Consider the following 15,009-nt stretch of genomic DNA (forward strand, 5'->3'; position numbering starts at 1 on the left):
CATCAGTGCCGCGCGTCGCCGCGCCCGCGCACCGCCAGCAGGAAGACCGCCAGCGTTCCGACGGCCATGACGCCGATGGCGGTGGTCATGACGCGGGTGGTGCCGTCGTGCAGCAGCCCGACCAGCCAGCCGGTCAGCGCCCCCGCCCCCATCTGCAGGAAGCCAAGCAGCGAGGAGGCGGTGCCGGCCATGCGCGGGAACGGCGAGATGGCACCGGCGGTGGCATTGGGCAGCACCAGGGCGGCGCCGAGGAAATAGACCGCGATGGGCGCCACCACGGCGACGATGGTTTCCACCCCGCTCCACGCCAGCACCAGCGCCGTCACCCCGCCGAGGGCGCAGATCACCGAGCCCATGGCGATCATGCGCTCGATCCCCAGGCGGCCGGTGAAGCGGCCGCCGCCGAAGGCGCCGGCGATGTAGCCGGCCACCACCGCCATGAAGGCGAAGCCGAAGTGCTGCGGCTGCAGCCCCAGCACGTCGATGATGACGAAGGACGAGCCGGAGATGAAGCTGAACAGCCCGGCGAAGGACAGCGCCACGCACAGGGCATGGCCCATGAACAGGCGGCTGCGCAGCAGCGCCGCGAAGTTGCCGGCCAGCCGCGCCGGGCGCAGGGCCAGCGGGTCGCGGTGGGCATTGGTCTCGCGCAGCAGCAGCCAGGTGGCGACGGTCAGCAGGATGCCGAACACGGTCAGGGCGACGAAGTTCGACCGCCAGCCGAAGGCCGCATGCAGCGCCCCGCCCAGCAGCGGCGCCACCGCCGGCGCCAGCGCCATGGCCGAGGCCATGTAGGACAGCATGCGCGCCGCCTCCTGCCGCTCGTAGACGTCGCGCACCACGGCGCGGCCGATCACCGGCCCGGCGCAGGCCCCCACCGCCTGCAGGAAGCGGCCGACCAGCAGCGCCTCGATGCTGTCGGCGGCGACGCACAGCAGGCTCGCCAGCACATAGAGGCCGGCGCCGGTTATCAGCACCGGGCGGCGGCCGAAGCGGTCGGACAGCGGCCCGTAGACCAGCATGGCGACGGCAAAGCCGGCGGTGAACACCGACAGCGTCAGCTGCACCATGGAAACCGTGGTGCCGAAGGCGCGCGTCATGTCCGGCAGCGACGGCAGGTAGAGGTCGGTCGACACCGGCCCGAAGGCGACAAGCCCGGTCAGCAGGATGGCGACGGGCAGGGACCGGGGATCGGGCTTGCTGGCGGACATGCGGCGGGGTGTTTCACGTGAAAAGCGGCGGGGCGGGCAGAGTGACCCCTGCCCGCCCCGCCGGTCAAGCGCCGCTGGCCCCGCCCGGCCGGGGTCAATCCTCCAGGTAACGGCCGCGCAGGTGGTCGATGAAGGCCTTGGTGCCGAGCGGTTCGCCGGTCGCCTCGACGATCATCTCGTGGGTGGACAGGCGCGAGCCGTGGCGGTGGACGTTCTGCCGCAGCCAGCCGAGCAGCGGCCGGAAGTCGCCGCCGGCGATGCCGGGCATCAGGTCCGGCAGCTGGTCGCAGGCGGCGCGGAACAGCTGCGCCGCCGTCAGGGCGCCCAGGGTGTAGGTGGGGAAATAGCCGAAGGCGCCGTCGTACCAGTGGATGTCCTGCAGCACGCCGCGGGCATGGTCGGGCGGCGTGATGCCGAGCAGCCGCTGCATGCCCTCGCCCCAGGCGCCGGGCAGGTCGTCCACCTGCAGCTGGCCGTCGATCAGCGCCCGTTCCAGGTGGTAGCGCAGGATGACGTGGGCCGGGTACGTCACCTCGTCGGCATCGACGCGGATGAAGCCGGGCTCGACGCGGGTATAGAGGCGATAGAGCGACTCCGCCTCCCAGTCCTGGCCGCCGCCGCCGAAGATCACCCGCAGGTGCGGCGCCGCGAAGGTGAGGAAGGCGCGCGAGCGGCAGGCCAGCATCTCCATCAGCAGCGACTGGCTTTCGTGCATGCTCATGCCGCGCGCCTGCCCCACCGGCTGACGCCGCCACTCCGCCGGCAGGCCGAGTTCATAGAGGGCGTGGCCGGTCTCGTGCAGCACGCCCATGAGGGCGCGGCTGAAATCCTCCTCCTCGTAGCGGGTGGTCAGGCGCACATCGTCGGTGGCGCCGCCGCAGAACGGGTGGGCGGAGACGTCGAGCCGGCCGCGGTTGAAGTCGAAGCCGAGGGTCTGCATGAACAGCATCCCCGCCTCGCGCTGTTTGTCCACCGGGAAGGGGCCCTGCGGCAGGCGCGGCGCCGGGCGGCGGCGCTGCATCTCCAGCACCTCGCCCAGCAGGTTGGGCAGCACCGATTCGAGGTCGCCGAACAGCAGGTCGATGTCTTCCGCCCGCCCGTCCGGCTCGTACTGGTCGAGCAGGGCGTCGTAGGGGTCGGTGCCGAGCGCCTCGGCCTTGGCCTGCGCCGTCTCGCGGGTGAGGTCGAGCACCAGCTTCAGCTTGGGTGCCACCGCCGCGAAGTCGGACGCCTTGCGGGCCTTGCGCCAGGTCATCTCGCACGACGACGAGGCGCGCGACAGCGCCTCCACCAGGTGGCCGGGCACGGCGGCGGCGTGGACGTAGGCGCGGCGCATCTCGCGCAGGTTGGCGCGCTGCCACTCGCTCAGCCGGCCGGCCTCGGCGTCGGCCTCGGCCAGCCAGTCGGCGACGCGCGGGTCGGTGGTGAGGTCATGGGCGAGCGCGGCCAGGGTTGCCAGCTGCTCGGCACGGGCCTCGGCGCCGCCCTCCGGCATCATGGTCGCCGCATCCCAGTGCAGGATGCCGGCGGCGCCGTTGATGTCGGCGATGCGGGCGAAGTGTTTCTCCAGGTTGGCGCAGGCGGTGACTTCGGCCATGATTTCCTCGAACCGGGGGCGTCCGCGCACTGTAAGCACCGGAGCGCCCCGCAAACAACCACATGCAGGAGGAGGACAGCAGGTCATGGCCGACAAGCCGAAGGTTGCCGTGGTGCTCTCGGGATGCGGGGTCTACGACGGGGCGGAGATCCACGAGGCGGTGCTGACCCTGCTGGCGCTGGATCGTCAGGGGGCGGAGGTTGCCTGTTTTGCCCCCAATGTCCCACAGGCCCACGTCATCAACCACCTGACCGGCCAGCCGGCCGAGGGCGAGAGCCGCAACGTGCTGGTGGAGTCGGCGCGCATCGCCCGCGGCGCCATCCGCGACCTGGCCGAGTACCGCGCCGCCGACTTCGATGCCCTGGTCTTCCCCGGCGGCTTCGGCGCCGCCAAGAACCTGTCCACCTTCGCCTTCGCCGGTGCCGACATGGAAGTGGAGGCCGAGGTGGAACGGGCGGTGCGCGACACCTGCGCCGCCGGCAAGCCCATCGGCGCCCTGTGCATCGCGCCGACCATCCTCGCCCGCCTGCTGGCGCCGGTGCAGGTGACCATCGGCGCCGACGCCGGCGTCGCCGCCGCCATCGAGGCCATGGGCAGCCACCATGTGACCACCGGCCACGGCGGCGTGGTGGTGGATGCCGCCACGCGGGTGGCGACCACCCCCTGCTACATGCTCGACGCCACCATCTCGCAGATCGAGGCCGGGGCTTCGGCGGTGGTGGCGGCGGTGCTCGCCATGGTGCGCGGCGAGACGCCGGCCGGCACCGCGACGGCGGCCTGAGGAGAGCGCTTCGCCCATGTCCGCCATCACCCTCGCCGAGTTCAACCGCATCATCGCCGCCGACGCCCCTTTCGTGCCGGTGTTCGGCATCCAGACGGTGGCCATCGGCGAGGGCACGGCGACCCTGCGGGTGGCGCAGCGGCCCGACCTGCTGCGCGGCCCGCGGCGCGACCGCATGGCCGAGCCGGTGCTGATGGCGCTGGCCGACCTGACCCTCTACGCCGTGGTGCTGAGCCACGTCGGGCCGGTGGCGCTGGCGGTGACCACCAGCATGGCGGTGGACATCCTGGAGCCGCCGGGGGCGGCCAGCGTCGTCGCCCACGGCCGCACCCTGAAGGCCGGGGCGCGGCTGGTGGTGGCGGCGGTCAGCATCGTCGCCGAGGACGACGGCCGCCCCATCGCCCACTGCACCGGCACCTATTCCCTGCCGCCGCCGCGCCCCGCCCCGCCGGCGTGACGGCGGAACGGGGTGCGACGGCGGCATTTCCGGGATGCTCTAATTTCGCCATAATGCGCCTCCACTGTCCCCGTCGGGCGCGGCCCCACGGCGGGCCGGACGACGACTGACGACCAAAGCGCGGGAGAACGGCGCGTGAGCAAGACCATCGCCCTGGTGGACGACGATCGCAACATCCTGACCTCGGTCTCGATCCTGCTCGAGTCCGAAGGCTTCACGGTGACCACCTACACCGACGGCGCCGAGGCGCTGGAGGGCCTGTCTGCCAAGCCCGCCGACCTGGCCGTGCTCGACATCAAGATGCCGCGCATGGACGGCATGGAGCTGCTGCAGCGGCTGCGCAAGCAGTCGGACATGCCGATCATCTTCCTCACCTCCAAGGACGACGAGGTGGACGAGCTGCTCGGCCTGCGCATGGGCGCCGACGACTACATCAAGAAGCCGTTCAGCCAGCGCCTGCTGATCGAGCGCATCCGCTCCATCCTGCGCCGCGCCGAGGCCCGTGCCGGTGCCGCCGCCGCGGCCGCCGCCGCCAATGCCAGCGAGCCGGAAATGTCGCCCGATGCCCTGCGCCGCGGCGACATGGTCATCGACCCCGGCCGCCACATGGTGACCTGGAAGGGCGAGGCGGTGGACCTGACGGTGACGGAATTCCTCATCCTGCAGGCGCTCGCCCAGCGGCCCGGCCATGTGAAGAGCCGCGACCAGCTCATCGACATCGCCTACGGCGAAAGCATCTACGTCGATGACCGCACCATCGACAGCCACATCAAGCGGCTGCGCAAGAAGTTCCGCGCCGTCGATCCCGAATTCGCACAGATCGAGACCCTCTACGGTGTCGGATATCGCTATAAGGACGCCTGACAGCGAGGCTGAAGGCCGCCGCGCCCGCGCCGAACGCCGCATGCGGCGCCGCCGCCGCCAGTGGATGAGCCCGCTGACCCGCCGCATCCTGGCGGTCAACCTGGTGGCGCCGGCGCTGCTGGCGGTGGGCATGCTCTACCTCGACCAGTATGAGGAAGCGCTGGTCGCCGGCGAGCTGCAGGCCCTGCGCACCCAGGCCGAACTGATCGCCGCGGCGGTCGGCGAAGGCGCCGTGGAAGCGCAGATCTACGGCACCGGCACGCTGCCGCTGGTGCCCATGGCCACCCATTCCATCCGCCCCGACACCGCCCGCCAGATGGTGCGGCGGCTGGCCGACCTGGGCGGCATCCGGGTGCGGCTGTTCGACCACAACGGCCTGATGGTGGCCGACAGCCGCCTGCTGGTCGGCCAGGGCGGCCAGGTGCAGGTCTCCGACCTGCCGCCGGTGGAGGACACCAGCCTGATGGGCCAGCTGCGCAGCGCCTATGACTGGCTGCGCGGCTCCATCGCCTTCCGCCGCGACGTGCAGCCCTACATCGAGCGCCCGGAACAGACCGCCGCTGATTACGACGAGGTGGTGGGCGCCCTGGAAGTGGGCGATGCCGGCTCCAGCGTCCGCCGCCGCCGCGACGGCAGCATGCTGCTGTCGGCCGCCGTGCCGGTGCAGCACTACCGGCAGGTGGTGGGCGCGGTGATGGTGTCGAAAAGCGCCGACGACGTCGACCGCAGCGTCTTCGAGGTGCGGCTGGCGGTCCTCAAGCTGTCGGCGGTCACCCTCGGCGCCACCGTGCTGCTGTCGCTCTATCTGGCGGCGGCCATCGCCCGGCCGCTGACCCGGCTGGCCCTGGCGGCGGAGCGGGTGCGCACCGGCCACGGCCGCGCCCAGGCCATCCCGGACCTGTCTTCCCGCCGCGACGAGATCGGCGACCTCTCCGCCTCCCTGCGCGAGATGACGGAAACCCTGTGGCACCGCATGGACGCCATCGAGGCCTTCGCCGCCGACGTGGCGCACGAAATCAAGAACCCGCTGACCTCCCTGCGCAGCGCCGTCGAAACCACTACCCGCATCAAGGACCCGGAGCAGCAGCGCCGCCTGATGGCGGTCATCCTGGACGACGTGCAGCGCATGAACCGCCTGATCTCCGACATCTCCGACGCCTCGCGCCTGGATGCCGAACTGTCGCGCGCCGAGGCCGAGCCGGTGGCCCTGGGCGTGCTGCTGGAGACCCTGGTGACCATCCACAACGCCAGCGATGCCGACGGCGCGCCGCGCTTCGTGCTCAGCCTGCCGGACGGCGACGACCTGGTGGTGCCGGGGCTGGAAGGGCGCCTCGCCCAGGTGTTCCGCAACCTGATGGGCAACGCCGCCAGCTTCAGCCCGCCCGGCGGCACCGTCACCGTGTCGGCGGTGCGCGACGATACGGTGGTGCGGGTGACGGTGGAGGACCAGGGGCCGGGCATTCCCTCGGGCAAGGAGCGCGACATCTTCAACCGCTTCTACACCCAGCGCCCGGCGGGGGAGAAGTTCGGCACCCATTCCGGCCTCGGCCTGTCCATTTCAAAGCAGATCGTCGAGGCGCACCGCGGCGCCATCCGGGCGGAGAACCGCAAGGCCGACGACGGCAGCGTCGCCGGCGCCCGCTTCGTCGTCACCCTGCCGGCCGACCCCGCCGACGACAGCCGGCGGTCCTCGCGCGGCAGCCTCAGCCGGGCGGCGGCAGGCGCCTGAGGGCGGCCAGGATGTCCGCCGGCTCAGCCCGGCGGCTGTAGTCGCCGTGGACGAAGCGCCACGCCACCCGCCCGTCGCGGCCGATGATGAAGGTGGCGGGCAGCGGCAGCAGCCAGCGGGTGTCGCCGTTCCACTGCGCCAGATCGCGGCCCAGCTCGACGAACAGCCGGCGCATGGTCTCGTCCAGGCCGTGGGCGATGCCCCAGGCGTCCGCCGTGCCGCAGCCGGGATCGTGCAGCAGCGGGAACGGCAGCGCCAGCCGCTCGGCCTGGGCGGCGCTGATCTCCGGCCGCTGCGGCGACACCGCCACCACCCGCCCGCCGGCGGCGCGCAGGCTGTCGTGGGCCGCCGCCAGGGCGGCCAGGGCCTCGCCGCAGTAGAGGCACCAGTCGCCGCGGAAGAAGCTCACCACTACCCCCGTCACCCCCGGCTCGGCCCGCAGCGCCGCCAGCGACAGCGGCCGCCCGGCGGCATCGGTCAGGGCGAGATCGGGCGCCGGCTGCCCCGGCTGCGGCGCGCCGGCGCCGAGGCCGCTGCGCAGCGCCTGCTGGATGGTGTGTTCGAAGATGGCCAGCACCTCGGGGCCGAGCCGCGTCGGCGCCATGCGGCGCAGCGCCGCGAGGCGGGGCTCCAGCGGGTCGAGGGTGGGGGCCTGGGTGGACATGATCGGCTTGGTTTCCTGGCGACAGACGCCGGTCGGCGGCGCCTCGCCCTGAGTATGAGGGCCGACCCGGCCGGTGCAAGTGTGCAGTGGTACAGGGGTGGCGGCGGCGACGGGAGAACCCCCGGCCCCTATCCCGGAAGGCGGTCCCAGGTGTAGCGCACCGCCGGCACCCGCACGCCGCCGATCAGGTCGTCCTCCCGCCGGTCGGCGCGGCCGCCCAGGCGGCGGTAGAAACCGCGGGTCGGGTTGCCGGCCAGCACCCACAGCCGCAGGGAGCGGAAACCGTCGGCGGCCAACCGTCGACAGGCGGCGGCAAACAGGTGGCGGCCGATGCCGCGGCGGTGGTACTCCGGCAGCAGGTAGAGGGCCAGGATCTCGCCGTCGCGGGCCTCGTCGTCGCCGTCGCGGGCGTCGAGGCCGCTGACGAAGCCCACCACCCGGTCGCCGTCGCGGGCGACGATCACCCAGCCGCTGCCGGGGGCCAGCACCCGCTGCCACAGGGCGGTGCGCTCGGCCACCGTCAGGCTGTCGAGCACCCGGTCGGGGATGAGGCCGGCATAGGTCGCCCGCCACGACGCCACATGCACCTCGGCAATGGCGCGGGCATCTTCCGCTCGGGCCGCGACGATCCGCACCGCCGCCGCCTCAGGCCGTCGCGCTGCCGGCCGCCGGAGCCATCGGCAGTAGCGGCGGCTCGGCCGGGGCGGGGATGGCGGGCGCGGCCGGCAGGGTGTCGGCGGCGGCGACGGGCTCGGCCAGCGGCAGGGTGAAGACGAAGGTGGCACCGCTGCCCTCGGCCGACCGCACGGCGATGGTGCCGCCGTGGCGGTCGACGATGCGCTTGCAGACGGCGAGGCCGATGCCGGTGCCCTCGTACTCGGCGCGGCCATGCAGGCGGGTGAAGATCTGGAAGATGCGGTCGTGATCGGCCGGCGCGATGCCGATGCCGTTGTCGCTGACGGCAAAGGCGGCGAAGCCGGGCGGGGCATCCGGCTCCTCGCTCACCTGGATGACCGGGTGGCGGTCGGCGGCGCGATACTTCACCGCATTGCCGATCAGGTTCTGGAACAGGCGTTCAAGCTGGGCCGGATCGGCCTGCACCACCGGCAGGCGCTCGGCGATGACCACCTCCGCCGCCGCTTCGGCGATGGCGGCGCCCAGGCTGTCCACCGCCCGCGCCACCGCCGCCGCGGCCGGCACCGCCCGCATCTCCTGCGCCCGGGTGCTGACGCGGGAGTATTCCAGCAGGTCGGAGATCAGGCGCGACATGCGGGCGGCGCCGTCCACCGCCAGCGAGATGAACTCCTGGCCGTCGCCGTCCAGGCGGTCGGCGTAGCGGCGGCGCACCAGCGACAGGTAGCCGGCGACCATGCGTAGCGGCTCCTGCAGGTCGTGGCTGGCGACGTAGGCGAACTGCTCCAGGTCGCGGTTGCTTTCCTCCAGCCGGCGGGATTTGTCGCGCAGGTCTTCCTGCTGGCGCTTGAGGATGCTGATGTCGGTGTGGGTGCCGACGGCGCGCACCGGCTGGCCGGCGTCGTCGCGCTCCACCACCTTGCCCTTGTCGAGAATCCACGCCCAGCTGCCGTCGGCGCGGCGGAGGCGGTGCTCGCATTCGTAGATCGGCGTCAGCCCTTCCAGGTGGGCGGTCAGGGTGGTCATCACCCGCTGGCGGTCGTCGGGGTGGACCAGGGTTTCCCACGCCGAGACGTTGCGCTCCCACGAGCCGGCGGGATAGCCGAGCATCAGCTCCATGTTGGGGCTGAAGTAGACGGTGCCGGTCTGCACGTTCCAGTCCCACAGGCCCAGCTCGCCGTTGTCCAGCGCCATGGCCAGCCGTTCGGCGTGGGTGCGCACCCAGTCCTCGGCGCGGCGGCGGGCGGTGATGTCGCGCATCACCACGATGGTGCCGGCCGGGTCGCCGCTGCCGGCGCCGACGGTCATGGGGGTGAAGGTGACCAGATAGGTGTGGCCGGTGAGCGGGTTGAACACCTCCCGCTGCGGCAGCGGCGTGCCGGCGGCCAGGGCGACGCAGTCGGGGCAGCTGGCGGCATCGGGACCCCAGGGGTGCAGCAACTCGTGCACCGGCATGCCGATCAGCTGCGACGCCGGCTTGCGGAATTCCTCGATGGTGGCGCGGTTGGCCTGCACGATGCGGGCGTCGGGGCCGACCAGCACGGTGGCGTCGGGCACCGCGTCATAGGTCGACGCGGCACGCGCCAGCACCCGGAACGGCTCCGTCAGGGTGGTGCGGATGATGGCGAGGTAGATCAGCCAGAAGGCGACGAACTTGAGGATATGGCCGAAGGCGTTGGACACCCCGTAGACGTCGACGTAAAGGGTGAACGACAGTTCCGAGGCCGCCGTCACGACGATGGAGGCGGTGACCAGCCGGCGCACGGCGTCGTCCAGCAGGCTGCGGCGCTGGTGCAGCAGCAGGGCCGCCACCGCCAGCAGCACCACCATCACGTATTCCGCCCCCACCTTGAAGGCGGTCAGGCCCATGCCCTCGATGAAGGCGTCGGGGTAGAGGCCGGCGACGATCAGCAGCCCCTGCCCCACCGCCAGCGCGCCCAGGGCGCCGAAGGCGGTCGGCGCCGACAGCGGCCGCGACAGGAACAGCGGCGCCAGCAGCAGGGTGACGGTCTGCACCGCCCGCCCGGCGATCCACAGCTGGGTCGGCAGGTTGGCCTCGTCGCCGGGGAAGACGTGCATGCCCTTGTAGGCGAGCGTGTGGATCAGATCCACCATCGCCGCCCAGAAATAGCCGCAGCCTATCCACAGCAGGAAGGCGTTGCGCGTCAGCCGCCGGGTGCTGACCACCACCACGAACAGCACGATGCCCACCACGCAGGCGAACAGCTCCGCCAGCACGTGGAAGACCAGGAAATTGTGGAAGGCGGCGATCACCAGCAGGGCCCCGAGGGCGGCCGGAATCCCTAGGGCGTGCCACGGCTCGCCGCGCAACGCACCGCCCGCCGGCACTTGGCCGGGCGGAGCCTGTGGCCTTTCGGGAGAGCGGGGAGACATCGCGCGCCTGCGTTATCGAACGGTTTACACCCAGAAGACCCCGCTCCCGAATGGAAAGCAATAGGAATCGTGGGGCGGGAGCCAGGCGGGTGTATCCCTTCGGCACCATCGTCCAGGGTGCCGGGCGACGGGGCGGTCAGGCCGGCGGCAGTACCTCGCGGATGAAGCCGGCGATGGCGGCCAGCACCACCTCCTTCTGCTCGAAGTGCGGCACGTGGCCGCAGTCGGGCACCATCAGCTTGCGCACCGGGCCGCCGACCTGGGAGACGATGGCATCCACCTGCGCCTCGCTGCCGTACTGGTCGCCCTCGCCCTGGATGACCAGCGCCGGCACCCGCACGCCGGGCAGCATGTGCTCGATGTTCCAGGTGCGGTAGGCCTCGGTCTGCCAGGTGTCGTTCCAGCCGAAGAAGGCGGCGTCGGTGTTGTCGTGGTGATGGCGGGCGAGGCGGTCGCGCAGCGGCGTCGTCTCCCACGCCACCCGCGCCTCGCGGATGCCGGCCAGGGTGATCTCCTCCACGAACACATGCGCCGCCTCGGTGACGATGGCGGCGATGCGCGGGTCGTCGGCGCCGCCGGCCGCCATGAGGGCGATGGAGCCGCCGTCGGAATGGCCGATCAGCACCGCCTGCCGCACGCCGGTGGCATCCAGCACCCGCGGCAGCACGTCCAGCGCCTCCGGCATCAGGTAGTCCGGCCCGCGCGGCAGGGTGATGGGGCTGGAGCGGCCATAGCCGGCGCGGCTGTAGACCAGGGCGCCGAGGCCGAGGTCGGCCGCCAGGCGGGCCGGCACGTCCTTCCACAGGCCGACGCAGCCCAGCCCCTCGTGCAGGAACACCAGGGTCGGTGCCTGCTGCGGTGCCGGTCCGTGCCAGACATACTCCAGACGTTGATCGCCGAGATCCAGGAAACGGGCGTCGTCGGACGTCACCGGCAGCCTCCCACCCTATTGATTTTGCTTGTCCTCCTGTTTGCCTCAGCGCCGCCGCGCAGGCAAGCACCCAGCCGGCGGAGGGGGAAACTTTCGGCTGGTCATATTCAAAAGTGGCAGGCGTCGATTCCGCCGGAACCGAATCCTGCGCCGGACGGTTGTAGCTGCTGCCGGATGCGACGGTTCGAGAAGAAAAGGACAAATGCCCGCGGGCCGCCGGCACAGAGGATCAATAAGACAAACCAAGAATCGGCGGGAGTCAGAAGATGCATCGGGATCAGACACTTGCGGCTCGCGCCGTGGCGCGGGAAACCGCCGCCTGCGAACATCGCGGCCAGGACTTCGGGTGCCCGGTGGAGGCGCGGGTGGATGGCCGCCTGCCGGAAGTTCTCGCCCGCGGCATGCAGGACGAGGCGGTGGAGATGGCCCTGGATGCCGCCCACATCGGCGTGTTCTGCGCCCGCAGCTGCCCGGCGGTCGATCCGCTGATCGGCATCGTCAACCGCGCCGCCGCGGAAGAGGCCGCCGATGCTGACGGCCTGCTCCGTGACGGCGACAGCGACGGCGCCGCCTCCCCCACCGTGCGCCGCCTCAACCGCCTGCCGGCCGATGCGTCGGAGCCGGCCCGCCATGCCTTCCTGCTGGTGCGCGCCGCCTATCGCCTGCGCCAGGCCCGCACCGCCGATGCCCTGTGGCAGGCGGTGGACGCCAACCTGGGCTGCTGGATCGCCCTGCGCGCCGCCATCGCCGACGGCCGCATCCGCCTGTCGTCGCTGCGCCGCCGGCAGCTGCTGCAGTACGCCGACTATGTCGAGCACATGACCGCCGCCACCCGCCCCATGGCGGACTCGCTGGTCGAAGCCTTCATCCGCCTCGACCGCACGGTGGCCGCGTGGCTGACCGAGGACGCCACCGACCGCGTCGTCGGCGCCGGCGACGGCCGCCAGCTGGCGGCGGCGGAGTAGGAACAGCCTCCGGCGGCGTCCGTTTCGCCGCCGCCAATGGCCCTGTCGCATGGGGCCGGGTCTGGTAGCGTGGCGGTCCATTCCTGCAGGGAGGACCGCCTGATGCCCCTCAACACCCTGGGCCAGCCCGTCGGGGCCGAGGTCGCCGACTGGACGCCGCGCCCGACACCGCCGCGCACCGCCCTTGCCGGCCGCCGCTGCCGGCTGGAACCCCTCGATCCCGCCCGCCATGCCGAAGACCTGTGGCAGGCCGCCTGCGCCGATGCCGACGGCCGCACCTGGACCTACATGTCCTACGGCCCGTTCGCCGACGCGGCGGCCATGCGGGCCTTCCTGACCACCTTCGCCGCCACGGAAGACCCCCAGGCCTTCGCCATCATCGACACCGCCAGCGGCCGCGCCGTCGGCTGGGCGACCTACCTGCGCATCGACCCGGCCAACGGGGTGATCGAGGTCGGGCACATCTGGTATTCCCCCCTGCTCGCCCGCACCGCCGCCGCCACCGAGGCCATGTACCTGATGATGCGGCGGGTGTTCGACGAGCTGGGCTATCGCCGCTACGAGTGGAAGTGCAACGACCTCAACGCCCCCTCCCGCCGGGCGGCGGAGCGGCTGGGCTTCACCTATGAAGGCACCTTCCGGCAGGCCATGGTCACCCGCGGCCGCAACCGCGACACCGCCTGGTATGCGCTGATCGACAGCGACTGGCCGGCGGTGCGGGCGGCCTTCGAAGCCTGGCTGGCGGACGACAACTTCGACGCCGACGGCCGCCAGAAGACGCCGCTGCGCACCCCTTGAGGCAAGGACGCCGGGCCGGCGGGGGGGGGCCGGGCGCCGCCGCCCCGGCGCGCCGTCAGAAGCCGCGCCCGTGCTGGCGCAGGAAGTCCTCTTCCTCCGCCGTGCTGGCGCGGCCGAGCAGGGCGTTGCGGTGGGGGAAACGGTCGAACCGTTCGATGATTGCGTGGTGGCGGCGGGCGTAGTCCAGCCACTGCGGGTCGCCCACCGCCTCGAACAGGGCGACGCTCAGGTCCTGGTCGGCCAGGCACTCCGAATGCTCGAAGGGCAGGTAGAGGAACAGCCGGTGGACCGGCTTCAGGTGCTCGTCAAAGCCGCGGTCGAGGGCGTGGCGGGCCACCGTGCGCGCCTTCTGGTCGCAGGCGAAGGCGCGCGGGCTGTCGCGCCAGACGTTGCGCGGGAACTGGTCGAGCAGGATGCACAGGGCGACGCAGCCGAGCGGCGTGTCCATCAGGCTGTCGAGACGGCCGTCGGCGGCGGCCTCCATCTCCTCGGTGAAGCGCTCGCGGATGGCATCGTCGAAGGCGGCATCGCTGCGGAACCACTCCGGGCGCGGCTGGCCCTCCTGCTCCGAGCCGGGGGCGCCGAACCAGAAGGCCAGCACCCGCGCCAGGGTCTCCGAGGGCGGCAGGGCGGTCGAGGTGAAGGGAACCATGGCGCGCAACCCTCCGGCAGACTTCGAAAGAACGCATGGCTGTCATGCGTCGGCATCATGCGCAAATATCGGCCTCGCCGGCCCGCCGTTCAAGTGTTGTCGTCGGCCCCGTCGCCCCGGCGGTAGGGGGCGAGGTCGCAGAGGTCGGCCATCTCCTCCTGCATCATCGCCGTTTCCTGCCGCAGGAAGCGGGCGACGGCGCCGCGCAGGGCGGGATCGGCGATCCAGTGGGCCGACCAGGTGGCCTGCGGCAGGTAGCCGCGCTTGATCTTGTGCTCGCCCTGGGCGCCGGCCTCGACGCGGGCCAGCCGGTGTTCGATGGCGTAGTCGATGGCGCGGTAGTAGCAGGCTTCGAAGTGCAGGTAGCGGTATTCCCCCAGGCTGCCCCAGTTGCGGCCGTACAGGCAGTCGCCGCCGCGCAGGTTGAGGGCGCCGCACACCGGCCGGCCGTCGTCCTCCCCCATCACCAGCACCACCCGGTCGCCCAGGCGCTCGCCCAGCAGGTCGAAGAAGGCGCGGGTGAGGTAGGGCGTGCCCCACTTGCGGTCGCTGGTGGAGCGGTAGAAGCGGAAGAAGGCGTCCCAATGGGCGGCGGTGATCTCCGCCCCCGTCAGGGTGCGCAGGCGGACGCCGGTGGCCTGGGCCTTTTCGCGCTCCTTGCGGATGTCCTTGCGCTTGCGGCTGGCGAGACCGGCGAGGAAGTCGTCGAAGCTGGCGTAGCCGCGGTTCTCCCAGTGGTACTGGGTGCCGAGCCGGGTGAGCAGCCCCATGCCGCCCAGGGCCTGCGCCTCCGTCTCGGTCGGGAAGGTGATGTGGACGGAGGAACAGCCGGCCCGCTCCGCCAGCTCGATCATGCCGCCGGCCAGGGCCTGCCGCAGCGCCGCCGGGTCGGGCGCGTCCGGGCGCACCAGCAGGCGCGGGCCGGTGACCGGGGTGAAGGGCACGGCGCACTGCAGCTTGGGGTAATAGCGGCCGCCGGCCTGGGCATAGGCATTGGCCCACGCCCAGTCGAACACGTACTCGCCGTAGGAATGGCTTTTGACGTAGAGCGGCGCCGCCGCCAGCAGGGTGCCGGCGGCATCGCGCAGCAGCAGGTGGCGCGGCAGCCATCCCGCCTCGCCGCCCACCGAGCCCGACTCCTCCAGCGCCGCCAGGAAGGCGTGGCTGACGAAGGGGTTGTCGGGGCCGGCGCAGGCATCCCAGGCGGCGGCATCGACGGCGGCGATGCGGCCGGTGGTTTCAAGCGTCAGGCGGTCCTCGGCGGTGTCGGGCATGGGGCCTCGCGGAAGGGGACGGCGCCGCCCGATGTGGGGCCGCCGGCCGCCGGCGGCAA

At 72.2% G+C, this 15,009-nt stretch carries 14 protein-coding genes; 6 read left to right on the forward strand and 8 right to left on the reverse strand.

Annotation, left to right across the window (positions count from 1 at the left end; all coding sequences use genetic code 11):
- Positions 1-2: 2 nt before the first annotated feature.
- Both ABD056_RS03860 and ABD056_RS03865 read right to left on the reverse strand, forming a co-directional pair.
- Positions 3-1,211: a multidrug effflux MFS transporter gene (locus tag ABD056_RS03860; protein WP_343864575.1), complete on the reverse strand. Its 1,209-nt coding sequence runs from the start codon at positions 1,209-1,211 to the stop codon at positions 3-5.
- Between the two features lie 94 nt (positions 1,212-1,305).
- A complete protein-coding gene (locus tag ABD056_RS03865) occupies positions 1,306-2,808 on the reverse strand; it encodes a carboxypeptidase M32 (protein WP_343864577.1) in 1,503 nt (500 codons plus the stop codon).
- Between the two features lie 85 nt (positions 2,809-2,893).
- Here ABD056_RS03865 and elbB point away from each other — a divergent pair, with 85 nt between their 5' ends.
- The 4 genes from elbB (at position 2,894) to ABD056_RS03885 (ending at position 6,639) form a co-directional block, all read left to right on the forward strand.
- On the forward strand, positions 2,894-3,589 hold the full coding sequence (gene elbB / locus ABD056_RS03870; RefSeq protein ID WP_343864580.1) for an isoprenoid biosynthesis glyoxalase ElbB: 696 nt from the start codon (positions 2,894-2,896) through the stop codon (positions 3,587-3,589).
- Positions 3,590-3,605: 16 nt separating this feature from the next.
- Positions 3,606-4,046 (forward strand): PaaI family thioesterase, encoded by a 441-nt coding sequence (locus ABD056_RS03875; protein WP_343864582.1) that lies wholly within the window; start codon positions 3,606-3,608, stop codon positions 4,044-4,046.
- 135 nt (positions 4,047-4,181) lie between these two features.
- Positions 4,182-4,910 (forward strand): response regulator transcription factor, encoded by a 729-nt coding sequence (locus tag ABD056_RS03880; RefSeq protein WP_343864584.1) that lies wholly within the window; start codon positions 4,182-4,184, stop codon positions 4,908-4,910.
- A complete protein-coding gene (locus tag ABD056_RS03885) occupies positions 4,882-6,639 on the forward strand; it encodes a stimulus-sensing domain-containing protein (protein WP_343864586.1) in 1,758 nt (585 codons plus the stop codon). The genes ABD056_RS03880 and ABD056_RS03885 overlap by 29 nt, the downstream gene beginning before the upstream one ends.
- Here the strand turns inward: ABD056_RS03885 and ABD056_RS03890 are convergent.
- The 4 genes from ABD056_RS03890 to ABD056_RS03905 form a co-directional block, all read right to left on the reverse strand.
- The gene (locus ABD056_RS03890; protein ID WP_343864588.1) at positions 6,614-7,303 is read right to left on the reverse strand and encodes a peroxiredoxin-like family protein; all 690 of its coding nucleotides are present in this window, start codon (positions 7,301-7,303) and stop codon (positions 6,614-6,616) included. The genes ABD056_RS03885 and ABD056_RS03890 overlap by 26 nt on opposite strands.
- A gap of 128 nt (positions 7,304-7,431) precedes the next feature.
- Positions 7,432-7,938, reverse strand: coding sequence for a GNAT family N-acetyltransferase (locus ABD056_RS03895; protein ID WP_343864590.1), 507 nt, complete (start codon positions 7,936-7,938; stop codon positions 7,432-7,434).
- A 10-nt stretch (positions 7,939-7,948) separates the two neighbouring features.
- Positions 7,949-10,210 carry an MASE3 domain-containing protein gene (locus ABD056_RS03900; protein ID WP_343864591.1) on the reverse strand — a complete coding sequence of 754 codons (2,262 nt, stop codon included), beginning with the start codon at positions 10,208-10,210 and terminating at the stop codon, positions 7,949-7,951.
- A 256-nt stretch (positions 10,211-10,466) separates the two neighbouring features.
- Positions 10,467-11,261, reverse strand: coding sequence for an alpha/beta fold hydrolase (locus ABD056_RS03905; RefSeq protein ID WP_343864593.1), 795 nt, complete (start codon positions 11,259-11,261; stop codon positions 10,467-10,469).
- Positions 11,262-11,527: 266 nt separating this feature from the next.
- Between ABD056_RS03905 and ABD056_RS03910 the strand changes: the two genes are divergently transcribed.
- Both ABD056_RS03910 and ABD056_RS03915 read left to right on the forward strand, forming a co-directional pair.
- Positions 11,528-12,226, forward strand: coding sequence for a hypothetical protein (locus ABD056_RS03910; protein ID WP_343864595.1), 699 nt, complete (start codon positions 11,528-11,530; stop codon positions 12,224-12,226).
- A gap of 102 nt (positions 12,227-12,328) precedes the next feature.
- Positions 12,329-13,024 (forward strand): GNAT family N-acetyltransferase, encoded by a 696-nt coding sequence (locus tag ABD056_RS03915; RefSeq protein WP_343864598.1) that lies wholly within the window; start codon positions 12,329-12,331, stop codon positions 13,022-13,024.
- A gap of 55 nt (positions 13,025-13,079) precedes the next feature.
- Here ABD056_RS03915 and ABD056_RS03920 read toward each other — a convergent pair whose 3' ends face one another.
- Positions 13,080-13,676, reverse strand: a complete 597-nt coding sequence (locus tag ABD056_RS03920; protein WP_343864601.1) for a DUF924 family protein — start codon at positions 13,674-13,676, stop codon at positions 13,080-13,082.
- Positions 13,677-13,765: 89 nt separating this feature from the next.
- The gene (locus ABD056_RS03925) at positions 13,766-14,950 is read right to left on the reverse strand and encodes a GNAT family N-acetyltransferase (RefSeq protein ID WP_343864603.1); all 1,185 of its coding nucleotides are present in this window, start codon (positions 14,948-14,950) and stop codon (positions 13,766-13,768) included.
- Positions 14,951-15,009 lie beyond the last annotated feature (59 nt).

This window comes from Caenispirillum bisanense (assembly GCF_039523075.1).
In the GTDB taxonomy this organism is placed as follows: Bacteria; Pseudomonadota; Alphaproteobacteria; order Rhodospirillales; family Rhodospirillaceae; genus Caenispirillum; species Caenispirillum bisanense.